Genomic DNA, 13,312 nt, shown 5'->3' on the forward strand with positions numbered 1-13,312 from the left:
TTCAGGCATATTCACGATCAACAAGATGGAACGCACCCCGTCTCATCACGTACATGTCATGTCGGTAAACGTCAGTTTGCCATGTTGGGTACCCGGTTCATCAGATGCCGTGATTGCCCCGGTCCCACAACAAATGCCCTCTGATCCGCTGATCAGAGGGCATTTGCCATCGCTATTGCGTCCATTTTAACTGTCGAAGCTGCTCTCCAAGGGTCGCGTCGAGAATCAACGGGGTCACCACACTCTCCACCACTGCCGCCACAAACAGCAGGGCAATCACGGTCAGCACGACAACGGGAAATTGTTTCAACACGTCGTACCAGTCTTTTTTTACCCGCTCCCAACTGTTTGGCCAAAACAGTCCGCCAATGGAACGCAAACTGAGCACGCCCAACCGCATGCCCACACCGGCGGCGAACAGGACCGTCGGCAGCTCAATGATGCCATGCGGCAAAATGCCGGCCGCGAGGACTAGCCACGGGTTTATTCCCAGAGCACCGGTCTTCGCCAGGATATAGCCGAACATCACGCCGTTGGCCACCATCCCGATCACGGGAATAATGGCAAAAAACAGCCCCAACGCCATCATGATCAACGAACTGGTGACGTTGTTGACAAAGATCGTCCAGAACAAACCCATTACCCCCAGGCCGCTTTCCTTGCTGCGCTGGACCAACTCCCTCATTTCGTCCACCATGCGGTTGACCATCTCCTGCACGGCTGGGGATTGCAGATAGCCGACCATGGCTCCGCCCAAAAACAGCAGGCAGGCAGTCACAAAGTACCATTTGTTGTCCGTCCACAGGCGTCGCAATCGAGTGTTCATTTGATACGCTCCTTTACAGCCTGGTTAGTACACTATATGCAGTGTACCGCAACTATACCCGTGCGTACATAGAATATCCTCTTCAATCCGGCATAAACTGTAAGGGGACAAAGGAGGTGCCGTCATGAAATACATGTTCGTCTTGAGCACGCAACGCTTGAAACAGGTGCTGATCATCTTCACTGCTCTTCTGATGGCCGCTGGCATCGCCTATGCCGAACGGGATTCCATCACCGTCATCTCGGACAGCAGCAAAGTCCCCCAAGCCATTTACAAGGTAGATACCAAAGAGAAAAAAATCGCCCTGACCTTCGACATCAGCTGGGGAGAAACGAGAGCCGTCCCCATTTTGGACATCCTGAAGGAAAAAAAGGTAAACAAAGCGACCTTTTTCCTGTCTTCCGCCTGGAGCCAACGTCATCCGGAGATCGTCAAGCGGATCGTTGACGACGGATTTGAAATCGGGTCACACGGACATAAACACGACTTTTACAGCAAATACACAGACGAGGAAATTCGCTCCCAGATCGGCAGAGCCCACACAATCTTGACCGAACTGACAGGGAAAAAGCCCAGGCTGATTCGCTTGCCGAACGGGGACTTTGACAAGCGCGTGCTGCGTATTGCCCATGAGATGGGCTACACGGTCATCCAGTGGGACACCGACTCCAAGGACTGGACCAATCCCGGCGTCGACACGATTGTAAACAACGTTCTGTCCAAAGCCCACCCGGGTGACATCGTCCTGCTCCATGCCAGCGATTCCTGCAAGCAGACACACCTTGCCCTGCCACAGATTATTGACAAACTGCGGGCTGACGGTTACGAGTTCGTCACCGTCTCAGAGTTGATTGCCGGTTCCAAGGTGCAAAGCAAGGAAGTCAAGTAAGGAAAAAAGCTGACCGCAGACAGCGGTCAGCTTTCCCGTTTTACCAGACGATGCAAATGCATGACTTGCCAGATGTTGCAGAACAAGAGCGGCACCAGCATTGACAACGTGGCATGCACGTTGAATTGCTTCAACGCAGGAATCCATTCGATGGCTGAAAAGACGAACATAAAAAACAGCGTAGGCACCCATGCAGTCTGGTTGGTCAGGCGCGCTTTTCCGTATGCGGTGACAACAGCGACCAGCAACAGCAGGAACGGCTCCACGAAAAACGGCCAGACAGAGCCGTCTTCGCCCAACAGCGTGTAACGCAGGTATACCATATCAAAAAATGCAAACAATACCAAAAATACCTGGATGCTCTTCCACAACGAGGCAGTCTTGAACAACCCCCGGGCGAGGTAATTAATCATCATGTAGGCAAAAAAGCCCATTTGCGCCACAATACTGATGGTCATGCCGTACAGCATTTGCATGAACGAACCCATGAAAAAATTGGCCATGCTGCCTTCCAGCAATTTATCCGATGCGAAAATCAAGCCAACCAGAATTCCGCCCAACCCGCCAAGCAGCAGGGTGGTTACAAACAGCCAGCCATACTTGCGCAGACTCACCGTACGTCCCTCCTATCCACATCGATAATGATTGTACCAACCCATGCAAGAAAATACTAGCGTAAGAACAAAACAATCGGTGCACGTTAAAGGTAACCGGGTAAAGGAGGTCACCGCCCATGAGGAAACGAACCGTACCGTTTTGGTTGTTGCTGGCGGTCAGCCTGGTCATGACAAGCTGCGGCGTCGGCGGACAGGCTCAGAACACGGCACAGCCTGATTATAGAAGCATGAAGGACATGGTCCTGGACATTTTGAAGACGGACGAAGCGAAACAATCCGTAATCAACATGTTGAAGGACGAATCAGTTAAGCAAAACATCATCATGGACGAATCCACGGTGCGTACCGCCCTGATTCAGAGCATTTCCAAGCCGGACAATCCGCAGATCAAAGAAGCGTTCAAGGACCCGAAATTTACCAGCACACTGGCCAAATCGATGAAGAACGAGCACAAGGCGCTGTTAAAAGACCTGATGAAGGATCCCGAGTATCAGAAACTGATGCTCAGCATCATGCGGGACCCAGAGTTTGAAAAGAACTTGATGGACCTGATGAAAAGCTCCGCCTACCGGAAACAAACCATGCAGATCATGAAGGAAGCGCTGCAAAGCCCGCTGTTCCAGGCCGAAATGATGACGTTGATGACCAAGGCCGCGGAAGACATGATGAAACCCAAAACCATGAAAAAAGGCAAGAGCAAAAGTGGCGGCGAAGACAGCGGAGAAGGCCAATCCTAAGGAAAAAGGTGAGCTCGGATCAAGAGCCCACCTTTATGTTTTCCCTTATTGGCCGCCGGCTTCGCACTTTTCGGCGACGCGCTTGGCCATATCCAGATACAGCTTGCCGATTGGCGAATCAGCCCGGTAGACGGACGGCGTATAGTCCGGCTCGGCCGGATGGTTGTCCGGTTGACCGAGCGGAATCTGGGCCAGCAGTTCGGTGCTGAGCACCTCCGCCAGTTTCGCCCCGCCCCCTTTGCCAAACACGTACTCCTTGGAGCCATCCTTGGCTTCGTACCAGGCCATGTTTTCCACGACCCCGAGAATCTCGTGTCCGGTCCGCTTGGCCATCGCCCCCGCCCGAGCGGCGACAAACGAGGCTGTCGGGTGCGGCGTCGTCACGATGATTTCCTTGCTTTGCGGAATCATCGTGTGCACATCAAGGGCCATGTCCCCCGTTCCCGGCGGCAGGTCGAGCAGCATGTAGTCGAGGTCATCGCCCCAGTGCACTTCCGTGAAGAAGTTGCGCAGCATCTTGCCCAGCATCGGACCGCGCCAGATCACCGGCGAGTTGTCCTCCACGAAAAAGCCCATGGACATCACTTTCACGCCAAGTTTCTCCACCGGCAAAATCGTCTCCCCGATCACCGTCGGGCGCTGTTCGATGTTCATCATGTCCGGTACGCTAAACCCGTAGATGTCCGCATCGATAATGCCGACGCGTTTACCCAAGCGGGCCAGCGAGACGGCCAGATTGACGGTGACGGTGGACTTGCCGACGCCGCCTTTTCCGGAGGTGATGGCGATAAAAGTGGTGTGGGAGTCTTTGGCCAGAATCGGGTTTAACAGCGGCGCTTGTCCAGCAGGAGCAGACGGCGGTGTCTGTCCCCCGCGCAATTGGGCGCTCAGAGCGGCCCGCTCCTCGTCTGTCATTGCTCCGAACTGGAGGCGCACCTCCTTGGCCCCCAATTGCTTGAGCGCATCAATGACGTCCTGCTCGATCTTCGCTTTCAGCGGACAGCCGGTAATCGTCAGCACGACAGTCAGGCTGACCGTATCTCCGTCGATGCGGATGTCGCGAATCATGTTTAATTCCACCAGGCTGCGGTTAAGTTCCGGGTCTTTCACATCACGCAGCGCTTCCAGCACTTGTTCTTTGGTCAACATATCGTCCACCTCAGGCATCAATATTTGTCAAACGCGTCTTTAGCCAATTGTCTACAGTCGTACGCGCGTCCATTATAGCATATCCAACAGGGCTGGACACGTTTGCGGGCGCGCTTACGGCAGGTTTGGCACCTTCTCGCCCGAGTAATGGCGCAGTATGCCCTGGTAAATGGCGTTGGCCAGCGCTTTCTGATACGCGACGGAACGAAGCCGTTTCGCTTCTTCCGGGTTGCTGACAAAGCCCACTTCCACCAGCACTGCCGGGCAGTTCACTTCACGGATCAGGAAGACGTCATCCGTTTTGATCGGATGGCGATCGGTGTTGTTAAGCACCCGTTTAATTTCGTCCTGGATCAGGTAAGACATCTCCGCACTCTTTTTGTAAGCCGGATAGTAAAAGGTCTGCGCGCCGGACCAGCGCGGCGAGGGAATGGCATTGACGTGAATGCTGACGAGAAAATCGGGCGTGCTGTCATTGACCAGTTTGACCCGGTTGCGTATGTCTTCCGACTTGCGCTGCCGCAGCTTCTGCACCTCCGGAGAAGCGAGGTCCTTGTCTTCCTCCCGGGTCATGATTACGTAAGCACCCGCCTGCTGCAGGAAATCGCGCAAATACAAACTGATGGCCAGGGTCACGTCTTTTTCCACGACCGCCCCATCCGCAGAAACGGCCCCGCCGTCCGGTCCGCCGTGTCCCGGATCAATGGCGATCACCGTACCGGCCAGCGGCAGCGACCAAGCCGTCCAGGAAGAGCGATCCGGCGCTTCGTAGGTGAACAACACCAGCAGCAAAAAAAAGGCAAGCACCCAGCCGACTACTTTTCGAGCCACCTTGCACCGTCCCCTTTGTCCCATTCTCTTTTCCATACATATGGACAAAATCGGGCGATTATGACGGCTCGCGGGAGATACAATCTGTCTGCCCAACCACACAGGATGCGGAAAAATAGGAAAGCCCCTGACCAATACTGGCCAAGGGCAATAATCCTTGAAACAGCTGAGCTTAGCGCTTGGAGAATTGCGGAGCGCGGCGAGCTGCTTTGAGACCGTATTTTTTACGCTCTTTCATGCGCGGATCGCGAGTCAGGAAGCCGGCGCGTTTCAGGACGCCGCGCAGTTCCGGATCAGCTTTCAGCAGCGCACGAGCTACACCGTGACGGATGGCACCAGCTTGACCGGTGGTGCCGCCACCTTTTACGTTGACCAATACGTCGTAACGACCCAGTGTTTCGGTCAGTACGAGCGGTTGTTTCACGATCAGTTTCAGGGTTTCCAACCCAAAGTAGTTATCCATGTCACGCTTGTTGATCACAATGCGACCTTCGCCAGGAACCAGGCGAACGCGTGCTACGGAGTGCTTACGACGACCTGTACCGTAGTATTGTACTTGTGCCACGAGTCTTTCCTCCCTTTACCTTATCCGCGGATTTGCCAAACTTCCGGTTTTTGTGCTGCGTGCGGATGTTCCGGACCAGCGTACACTTTCAGCTTGGTGAAGATTTGACGTCCCAAGCTGTTTTTCGGCAGCATGCCTTTTACAGCCAGTTCAAACATTTTCACAGGTTTCTTTTTCAGCATGTCGCCCGCTGTCGTCTTTTTCAGACCACCCGGGTAGAGGGAGTGGGAGTAGTAGATTTTGTTCTGCAGTTTTTTCCCGGTCAGTTTTACTTTGTCCGCGTTGATCACGATTACGAAATCGCCAGTGTCAACGTGCGGAGTGAATTCCGGTTTGTATTTGCCGCGCAGAATGGAAGCGACTTCGCTAGCCAGACGCCCGAGCGTTTGACCTTCTGCGTCAACGATGTACCATTTGCGCTCGACTTCGAGCGGTTTCGCCATATATGTGGTACGCATGTTTGTCCCTCCTAAATTGTTACCGTTCCATCTGGAATCATGGAAATCGTGAAGCGGAGAATGCTGCTTGTAACGGGTGAGCAACATCTCCAGGTGTTTCATTTTAATCACGTTCTTGTTTTTCAATCCCGGGGCTAGAGTGGGGCTAGCGGGGTATGAAAATACCAAGAGATATCGTACTACATCAGAAAGGCAGAGTCAAGTGCGGAGTTCCTCCCCAACGGCTGGAAAATCGCCTGCCCCACCTTGAACCGGCCGCCCAGCGTCAATAGGTAACCTCCCACATCGTCAGCCCTTTTGCGGGCGCCGTTTTTCCGGCCTGTTCCCGGTCCCGCGCCTGCAGAATGTCCTTGATCTCATCCGGGTGGCGCTTGCCCTGGCCCACTTCCACCAGAGTCCCGACGATGATCCTCACCATATTGTACAAAAACCCGTTGCCCCGGCAGACGACCCAAATCTCGCTGCCTGTCTGCTCCACGCGCAGGTCATACACGGTCCGCACCTTGTCCTCGACAAAGGTTTTGGCCGAACAAAACGACGTGAAGTCGTGCTCGCCAACCAGGTGAGCGGCAGCGCGCCTCATCGCCTCCAGATCAAGCGGGTGGCGGATATGGTCGGCATAGCGATGGCGGAAGACGTCGGGGGTCGGTCCGTTGTCGATGCAGTAACGGTATTCCTTGACCTTGACATCAAAACGAGCGTGAAACGTCGGAGCCGCCTCTTCCACCGAGCGGATGACGATGGAATCGGGAAGCTGATTGTTCAGCACAAACGCCCACTTCTCGAGCGGAATGCCGCTGGCAGTATCGAAGTGGAACACCTGGCCGCGGGCGTGGACGCCGGCATCAGTCCGGCCTGAACCGACAATCTGGATCTCCTCTCCAGTGATCCGCCGCAGCGCAGCTTCGATCTCGCCCTGCACCGTAATCTGATCGGGCTGTACCTGAAACCCGCTGTAATCCGTGCCGTCGTAGGCCACGACGCACTTCAAACGCCTCATGTGCGCCACCATCCTATCACAAACGTAAGTGCGCAAGCCGCCGCAGCCATGCAGCCGTCCCGCCAGTTCCACTTCAACCTGCGCAGACGCGTGCGCCCCGCGCCTCCGCGATAACCGCGCGCCTCCATCGCCAAAGCCAGTTCTTCCGCCCGGCGGAATGCGCTGATAAACAGCGGAATGACGATCGGCATCAGGCTGCGGGCGCGGCGAACGAGACTGCCCTCGGTCAAATTGGCTCCCCGAGCCGTCTGCGCCTTGATGATCTTGTCCGTCTCCTCCATCAGCGTGGGGATAAAGCGAAGCGCGATCGACATCATCAGGGCGATCTCGTGCACAGGAACGCCGATCCGGCCGGCGGGACCGAGCAGCCGCTCCAACCCTTCCGTCAGGTCTATCGGAGACGTCGTCAGCGTCAACAGGGAGCTGATCAGCACGAGCAGCGTCAAGCGAAGCGAGATGAACACCGCCTGCCTGACGCCCATTTCCTCGACGCTCAGCCATCCCCAGCTAAAGTAGACCTCTCCTCCCTTGGTAATCAAGAGGTGCAGGACCACGGTAAAGAGGATCAGCAGCCAGACAGGGCGCAGGCTTTTTACTATATACGTCAGCGACAGGCGGGACAACAGGATGCCAGCCAGCGCAATCCCCACCAGGACGGCATAGGTGGCCGCATTGTTGGCCCAAAAAACCAGCGCGGCGAACAGGATCACGAACAGCAGTTTGCTGCGGGGGTCGGTACGGTGGAGAAACGATTGTCCCGGCACGTACTGGCCGATCGCAATATGCTGCAGCATGGCCTATCGCTCCTTTGTCACGGACAGCCGGGCCAACAGTTGTTCGATCAGCGCTTCCTCCCGATAGAGGGACGAAGGCAGCCGCTCCGCTTCCGGCAGCCGTTGGTTCAATTGCGTGACCAGCGCCACTGTCTCCGGCACGTCCAGCGCCAGTTCCCGCAGCCGAACGGCGTTCGCGAACACCTCATCCGGGCTGCCTTCCAGCACGGCCTGTCCCTCTGCCATGACAATCAGCCGGTCGGCGTAGCGGGCCGCTTCCTCCATGCTGTGCGTGACCAGTACGGTGGTGAGCCGTTGTTCGCGATGAATCCGGTATATGCCTTCCAAAATCGCCTTGCGCCCGGCGGGATCAAGCCCTGCCGTGGGTTCGTCCAATACCAGCACCTTGGGCTGCATCGCCAATACGCCGGCAATCGCCACACGCCGCATCTGCCCGCCGCTCAGCTGAAACGGGGAGCGGTCCTTGACCCAATCATAGTCGAGTCCCACGATTTCGAGCGCCTCCCGGACCCGAATCTCCACCAACTCCGGCGGCATGTCAAAGTTGAGCGGCCCAAACGCCACATCCTTGGCCACTGTTTCTTCAAACAACTGGTACTCCGGGTACTGAAAGACGAGACCGATGTCGCGCCGGCGGGCATGGGGCATTTTTTCCCGCGGGGTCACCTTGACGTCCCCCAGGGTAATCGTCCCCGACGTCGGCTGCAGCAGACCGTTGAGGTGCTGGATCAGTGTGGACTTGCCCGACCCCGTCTGGCCGATAATGCCCACAAACGAGCCCGACGGAATCGTCAGCGAGACGTCGCGCAGCGCCAGCCGTTCAAACGGCGTTCCTCTTGCGTAGATGTGGCTTACCTGGTCAAAAGTAATCTGCATAGGTGCTCCACCAGCTCCTCTTGGTGCAGTACAAACGGAAGCTGTACCCCCTCGTCCGCCAGCGCACGGCGAAGCCGGACGGCAAACGGCACGTCCAAACCCAACTCCTGCAGACGCTCCGGCTGGGCAAACACCTCGGAAGGGGAACCGTCCAACTCGATCCGCCCGCCGCTCATGACGATGACCCGGTCGGAAAAGACGGCTTCCTCGGGAAAATGGGTGATATTTACCACCGTAATTCCCTCTTCCCGGTTGAGCCTGCGGGCCAAGGCCAGCACATCACGCCGTCCTTGGGGGTCCAGCATCGCTGTCGCCTCGTCCAGAATAATCACGGATGGGCGCATCGCCATGATGCCGGCAATCGCCACCCGCTGCTTCTGACCGCCTGACAGGTGGTGGGGTTGGTCGTGCAGGTGGCGCTCCATCCTGACGGCCGCCAGCGCCTCGTCCACACGGCGGCGCATCTCGTCCGGCTGCACGCCCATGTTTTCCAGGCCAAATGCCACATCATCCTCCACAGTGGCTCCCACAATCTGATTGTCCGGATTTTGAAACACCATGCCGACGTGGCGGCGCACTTCCCAGAGCAACTCGCCGTCCCTGGTGTCCATGCCGCTGACGATCACAGCTCCCTCGTTTGGAAGCAGGAGACCGTTTGACAGCTTGGCCAGCGTCGACTTGCCCGAGCCGTTGGGACCGAGGACGGAGACAAAAGTGCCTTTGGCAATCTCCACGTCGATCCCGTTCAGCACCGGTACGGCAGCTCCTACCTCGCTCTCGTAGGCAAAAGAGACGCCCTGGAAAGCCAGCAGTTGTTCCTCCTTCATGAGGCGCTCACATCCTCCCAGCCTTGGACAGGGAATTGAACAAGAAAAGAAAAAAGGGCATGAATCAGAGTCCAGCCTAAGACCAGAGTCTGTCCCCACCCTTTTTCACAATCAATCTGTGTTATTACACGAATTCGATGTACGCCATCGGTGCTGCGTCGCCGCGGCGAGGACCTGTCTTCAGAATACGGGTGTAACCGCCGTTGCGCTCTTTGTAACGAGGCGCGATCTCATCGAACAGCTTTTGAACCGCATCGCGGCCTTCTTCATTCGCTACTTCCTTGCGAACGAAAGCAGCGACTTGACGGCGAGCATGCAGGTCACCGCGCTTGGCCAGCGTAATCATTTGCTCAGCGATGGAGCGCAGTTCTTTCGCCTTCATCTCAGTAGTTTCAATGCGCTCGTTAATGATCAGGTCGGTTACCAAGTCGCGGAACAGCGCTTTGCGCGCCGCGCTACGACGACCCAATTTACGGTATGCCATGTTCTTACCTCCTTTTTCACACTGACATCGCTCAGCTGTGGCTTTCGCGAGCCAGATCTGAAATCCCCTCTCCAGAGGGAATACCCGTGAGGACGGAGTTCAGGCGCAATCAGCCTGCCCTAGTCGTCGCTGCGCAGGGACAAGCCCAACTCAGCCAGCTTTTCCTGCACTTCTTCCAGGGATTTGCGGCCCAGGTTGCGCACTTTCATCATGTCCTCTTCGGTCTTCTGCGTCAGCTCTTGCACGGTATTGATACCGGCACGCTTCAAGCAGTTGTAGGAACGGACAGAGAGGTCGAGCTCTTCGATGGTCATCTCGAGCACTTTCTCCTTCTTGTCCTCTTCCTTTTCCACCATGATTTCCGCATCTTTCGCCTCATCGGTCAAGCCGACAAACAGGTTGAGATGCTCCGTCATGATTTTGGCGCCGAGACTAACGGCTTCTTCCGGACTGATGCTGCCGTTTGTCCATACTTCAAGCGTCAACTTGTCATAGTTGGTCATTTGCCCGACGCGGGTATTTTCCACTTGATAGTTGACACGCTTGATCGGCGTATAAATCGAATCAATCGGAATCACACCGATCGGTTGGTCTTCCGATTTGTTACCATCTGCTTGAACATATCCACGTCCACGTCCAGCTGTCATACGAATATGCAGACGACCGCCATTTGCTAACGTTGCAATGTGAAGATCAGGGTTCAAGATCTCCACATCGCTGTCGGCGCGGATATCTCCCGCTTTGACGACGCCTTCGCCCTCTGCGTCAATCTCGATGACTTTTTCTTCATCGGAATGAATCTTCAGTGCCAGGCCCTTGATGTTCAGGATAATTTCCGTCACATCTTCCACAACGCCTTCAACCGTAGAGAACTCGTGAAGGACCCCGTCAATTTGAACGGTGCGCACTGCCGCGCCTGGCAAAGACGAGAGGAGAATCCGTCTCAGCGAGTTGCCAAGAGTGGTACCGTATCCGCGCTCCAGAGGTTCAACAACGAACTTCCCGTACGAGTTGTCGTCGCTTACTTCCACAACCTCGATCTTCGGTTTTTCTATTTCTATCATTAAACAAACCCTCCTTCAAAACGTCGAAATTCTTGGGTGGGCTGATCCAGCCCACTCAGGAATTTCCCCGGCGGTTTACCGTTTGCGTGCATGACAAGCCATTGAATCAGAATTTACCATTCTAGTATGGACATGTTCTGAACGATATAAACCCGTTACACGCGGCGACGTTTTGGCGGACGGCAACCGTTGTGCGGAATCGGTGTCACGTCTTTGATCATGTTTACTTCCAGACCTGCTGCTTGCAGGGAACGGATCGCAGCTTCACGGCCTGCGCCCGGTCCTTTTACCAGCACTTCGCAAGAACGCATGCCGTGCTCCATTGCTGCGCGCGCAGCGGCTTCAGCAGCCATTTGCGCAGCGAACGGCGTGCTCTTGCGGGAGCCCTTGAAGCCGAGGGCACCAGCACTGGACCAGGAAATTGCGTTGCCGTGCGGATCAGTGATGGTTACGATCGTGTTGTTAAACGTGGAGCGGATGTGTGCTACGCCGACTTCCACGTTTTTGCGATCACGACGACGGGTACGAGTAGCAGTCGCTTGTTTTCTTTTCGCCATGTCCAATTACCCTCCTTTACTTCTTCTTGTTCGCTACAGTACGGCGCGGGCCTTTGCGCGTACGAGCGTTGGTTTTCGTGCGTTGACCGCGAACCGGCAGGCCACGGCGGTGACGGATGCCGCGGTAGCAACCGATTTCCATCAGACGCTTGATGTGCAGGGAGACCTCACGGCGAAGGTCGCCTTCCACTTTCAGGTTCTTGTCGATGTAATCGCGCAGTTTGCTGACTTCTTCTTCGGTCAGGTCACGAACGCGAGTATCCGGATTTACGCCAGTAGCGGCCAGAATTTTTTGGGACGTGGGACGGCCAATACCAAAGATATAGGTAAGAGCGATTTCCACGCGCTTTTCGCGAGGCAAGTCAACGCCTGCAATACGTGCCATGTGTTAAAAGCACCTCCTTGATTACCCTTGTTTTTGCTTATGCTTAGGATTTTCACAAATAACCATTACGTTGCCTTTCCGACGGATAACCTTGCACTTTTCGCAAATCGGTTTAACCGAAGGTCTCACTTTCATGGTTCTTGCCTCCCTCTTCTAGGGGTTTCGCTTATTTGTAGCGGTACGTAATGCGTCCGCGTGTCAAGTCGTACGGCGACAGTTCAACCGTTACCTTATCCCCAGGCAGAATGCGGATAAAGTGCATGCGAATCTTTCCGGAGACGTGAGCGAGCACCTTGTGCCCATTCTCTAATTCTACCCGAAACATCGCATTCGGCAAAGGCTCGATTACCGTACCTTCCACTTCAATCACATCGTCTTTTGCCATGGCAAGCTCTCCTTTCCTCTGTCTTCAGTCAGACCATGAGTTTTTGCGTTTGGCTCACACAACGAACTTAACGTCGACACGTTGGACGACAATTCCGAAGCGAAGCTGGGCATCGGCTACGCCCGCGTTAAAATCTCATAGCCTTCTTCCGTTATCGCGATGGTGTGTTCAAAATGAGCACAATTCTTTCGATCCACTGTCACAACCGTCCAATTGTCCTCCAAAGTGCGGACATAACGTTCGCCGGCGTTGACCATTGGTTCGACTGCCAACACCATTCCCGGTTTCAACCGTGGACCGCGTCCAGGCGGACCGTAGTTGGGAACCTGAGGGTCTTCGTGCAAGTTTTGCCCGATCCCATGCCCCACATACTCGCGAACGAGCGTGAAGCCGGCAGCCTCTGCGTGGATCTGTATCGCGTGGGAAATGTCAGACAGCCGCGCACCAGGCATGGCTTTCTCCAGCCCTTTGTACAGCGACTCTTCCGTCACTCGCAGCAAACGCTGATCTTCTTCCGAAATGTTGCCGACCGGATACGTCCAAGCGGAGTCTCCATGATACCCTTGGAACTGGGCACCGATGTCGATGCTGATGATGTCTCCTTCTTGCAACGTCCGTTTTCCTGGGATCCCGTGTACGAGTTCTTCATTGACTGAAGTACAGATACTTCCTGGAAAGCCACCGTAGCCTTTGAACGATGGAATGGCTCCCATGCTGCGGATAAAGGTTTCGGCGAGTTCGTCCAGTTGCTTTGTCGTCACGCCAGGCTTGATGGCCTTGGCCAGCTCTTGATGGGTGAGTGCGACGATCCGACCAGCTTCGCGCATAACCTCAAGCTCTGCTTTCGACTTCAGGATGATCATGCTCT

The 13,312-nt window shown here is 55.4% G+C and carries 19 protein-coding genes; 2 read left to right on the forward strand and 17 right to left on the reverse strand.

Annotated features, from left to right (window positions below; all coding sequences use genetic code 11):
• Positions 1-172 precede the first annotated feature (172 nt).
• Entirely contained in the window at positions 173-826 is a 654-nt protein-coding gene (locus tag Q7F15_RS19300) for a stage II sporulation protein M (protein ID WP_171567192.1), read from the reverse strand.
• A gap of 124 nt (positions 827-950) precedes the next feature.
• Here Q7F15_RS19300 and pdaB point away from each other — a divergent pair, with 124 nt between their 5' ends.
• Complete coding sequence (pdaB, locus tag Q7F15_RS19305) at positions 951-1,715, forward strand: polysaccharide deacetylase family sporulation protein PdaB (protein WP_230077641.1); 765 nt, start codon at positions 951-953, stop codon at positions 1,713-1,715.
• 26 nt (positions 1,716-1,741) lie between these two features.
• Here pdaB and Q7F15_RS19310 read toward each other — a convergent pair whose 3' ends face one another.
• A complete protein-coding gene (locus Q7F15_RS19310) occupies positions 1,742-2,329 on the reverse strand; it encodes a KinB-signaling pathway activation protein (RefSeq protein ID WP_304414816.1) in 588 nt (195 codons plus the stop codon).
• Positions 2,330-2,448: 119 nt separating this feature from the next.
• Here Q7F15_RS19310 and gerD point away from each other — a divergent pair, with 119 nt between their 5' ends.
• On the forward strand, positions 2,449-3,069 hold the full coding sequence (gene gerD, locus Q7F15_RS19315; RefSeq protein ID WP_171567189.1) for a spore germination lipoprotein GerD: 621 nt from the start codon (positions 2,449-2,451) through the stop codon (positions 3,067-3,069).
• Between the two features lie 45 nt (positions 3,070-3,114).
• Here gerD and salA read toward each other — a convergent pair whose 3' ends face one another.
• From salA to map, 15 genes are all read right to left on the reverse strand, one after another.
• The gene (salA, locus tag Q7F15_RS19320) at positions 3,115-4,218 is read right to left on the reverse strand and encodes an iron-sulfur carrier protein/transcriptional regulator SalA (RefSeq protein WP_171567188.1); all 1,104 of its coding nucleotides are present in this window, start codon (positions 4,216-4,218) and stop codon (positions 3,115-3,117) included.
• A gap of 114 nt (positions 4,219-4,332) precedes the next feature.
• Entirely contained in the window at positions 4,333-5,049 is a 717-nt protein-coding gene (gene cwlD / locus Q7F15_RS19325) for an N-acetylmuramoyl-L-alanine amidase CwlD (protein WP_268255214.1), read from the reverse strand.
• A 172-nt stretch (positions 5,050-5,221) separates the two neighbouring features.
• The gene (gene rpsI / locus Q7F15_RS19330; protein WP_171567186.1) at positions 5,222-5,614 is read right to left on the reverse strand and encodes a 30S ribosomal protein S9; all 393 of its coding nucleotides are present in this window, start codon (positions 5,612-5,614) and stop codon (positions 5,222-5,224) included.
• Positions 5,615-5,634: 20 nt separating this feature from the next.
• Positions 5,635-6,072, reverse strand: a complete 438-nt coding sequence (gene rplM / locus Q7F15_RS19335) for a 50S ribosomal protein L13 (RefSeq protein ID WP_171567185.1) — start codon at positions 6,070-6,072, stop codon at positions 5,635-5,637.
• Between the two features lie 265 nt (positions 6,073-6,337).
• The gene (gene truA / locus Q7F15_RS19340) at positions 6,338-7,072 is read right to left on the reverse strand and encodes a tRNA pseudouridine(38-40) synthase TruA (RefSeq protein ID WP_171567184.1); all 735 of its coding nucleotides are present in this window, start codon (positions 7,070-7,072) and stop codon (positions 6,338-6,340) included.
• Complete coding sequence (locus Q7F15_RS19345) at positions 7,069-7,866, reverse strand: energy-coupling factor transporter transmembrane component T family protein (RefSeq protein WP_171567183.1); 798 nt, start codon at positions 7,864-7,866, stop codon at positions 7,069-7,071. The genes truA and Q7F15_RS19345 overlap by 4 nt, the downstream gene beginning before the upstream one ends.
• A 3-nt stretch (positions 7,867-7,869) precedes the next feature.
• Positions 7,870-8,742, reverse strand: a complete 873-nt coding sequence (locus tag Q7F15_RS19350; RefSeq protein ID WP_230077640.1) for an energy-coupling factor transporter ATPase — start codon at positions 8,740-8,742, stop codon at positions 7,870-7,872.
• The gene (locus Q7F15_RS19355; RefSeq protein ID WP_304414817.1) at positions 8,718-9,569 is read right to left on the reverse strand and encodes an energy-coupling factor transporter ATPase; all 852 of its coding nucleotides are present in this window, start codon (positions 9,567-9,569) and stop codon (positions 8,718-8,720) included. Before Q7F15_RS19355 ends, Q7F15_RS19350 begins: the two co-directional genes overlap by 25 nt.
• Before the next feature lie 124 nt (positions 9,570-9,693).
• A complete protein-coding gene (gene rplQ, locus Q7F15_RS19360) occupies positions 9,694-10,053 on the reverse strand; it encodes a 50S ribosomal protein L17 (protein WP_171567180.1) in 360 nt (119 codons plus the stop codon).
• Between the two features lie 119 nt (positions 10,054-10,172).
• Positions 10,173-11,117 carry a DNA-directed RNA polymerase subunit alpha gene (locus Q7F15_RS19365; RefSeq protein ID WP_029101045.1) on the reverse strand — a complete coding sequence of 315 codons (945 nt, stop codon included), beginning with the start codon at positions 11,115-11,117 and terminating at the stop codon, positions 10,173-10,175.
• 155 nt (positions 11,118-11,272) lie between these two features.
• Positions 11,273-11,674, reverse strand: coding sequence for a 30S ribosomal protein S11 (rpsK, locus tag Q7F15_RS19370; RefSeq protein WP_171567179.1), 402 nt, complete (start codon positions 11,672-11,674; stop codon positions 11,273-11,275).
• Between the two features lie 16 nt (positions 11,675-11,690).
• Positions 11,691-12,059: a 30S ribosomal protein S13 gene (rpsM, locus tag Q7F15_RS19375; protein ID WP_171567178.1), complete on the reverse strand. Its 369-nt coding sequence runs from the start codon at positions 12,057-12,059 to the stop codon at positions 11,691-11,693.
• A gap of 21 nt (positions 12,060-12,080) precedes the next feature.
• Positions 12,081-12,194 carry a 50S ribosomal protein L36 gene (gene rpmJ, locus Q7F15_RS19380; RefSeq protein WP_003333770.1) on the reverse strand — a complete coding sequence of 38 codons (114 nt, stop codon included), beginning with the start codon at positions 12,192-12,194 and terminating at the stop codon, positions 12,081-12,083.
• A 31-nt stretch (positions 12,195-12,225) separates the two neighbouring features.
• Positions 12,226-12,444: a translation initiation factor IF-1 gene (gene infA / locus Q7F15_RS19385; RefSeq protein WP_003333772.1), complete on the reverse strand. Its 219-nt coding sequence runs from the start codon at positions 12,442-12,444 to the stop codon at positions 12,226-12,228.
• 116 nt (positions 12,445-12,560) lie between these two features.
• Complete coding sequence (map, locus tag Q7F15_RS19390) at positions 12,561-13,307, reverse strand: type I methionyl aminopeptidase (protein WP_171567177.1); 747 nt, start codon at positions 13,305-13,307, stop codon at positions 12,561-12,563.
• Positions 13,308-13,312: the final 5 nt, after the last annotated feature.

Source organism: Brevibacillus aydinogluensis, from assembly GCF_961514395.1.
Lineage (GTDB): Bacteria > Bacillota > Bacilli > Brevibacillales > Brevibacillaceae > Brevibacillus > Brevibacillus aydinogluensis.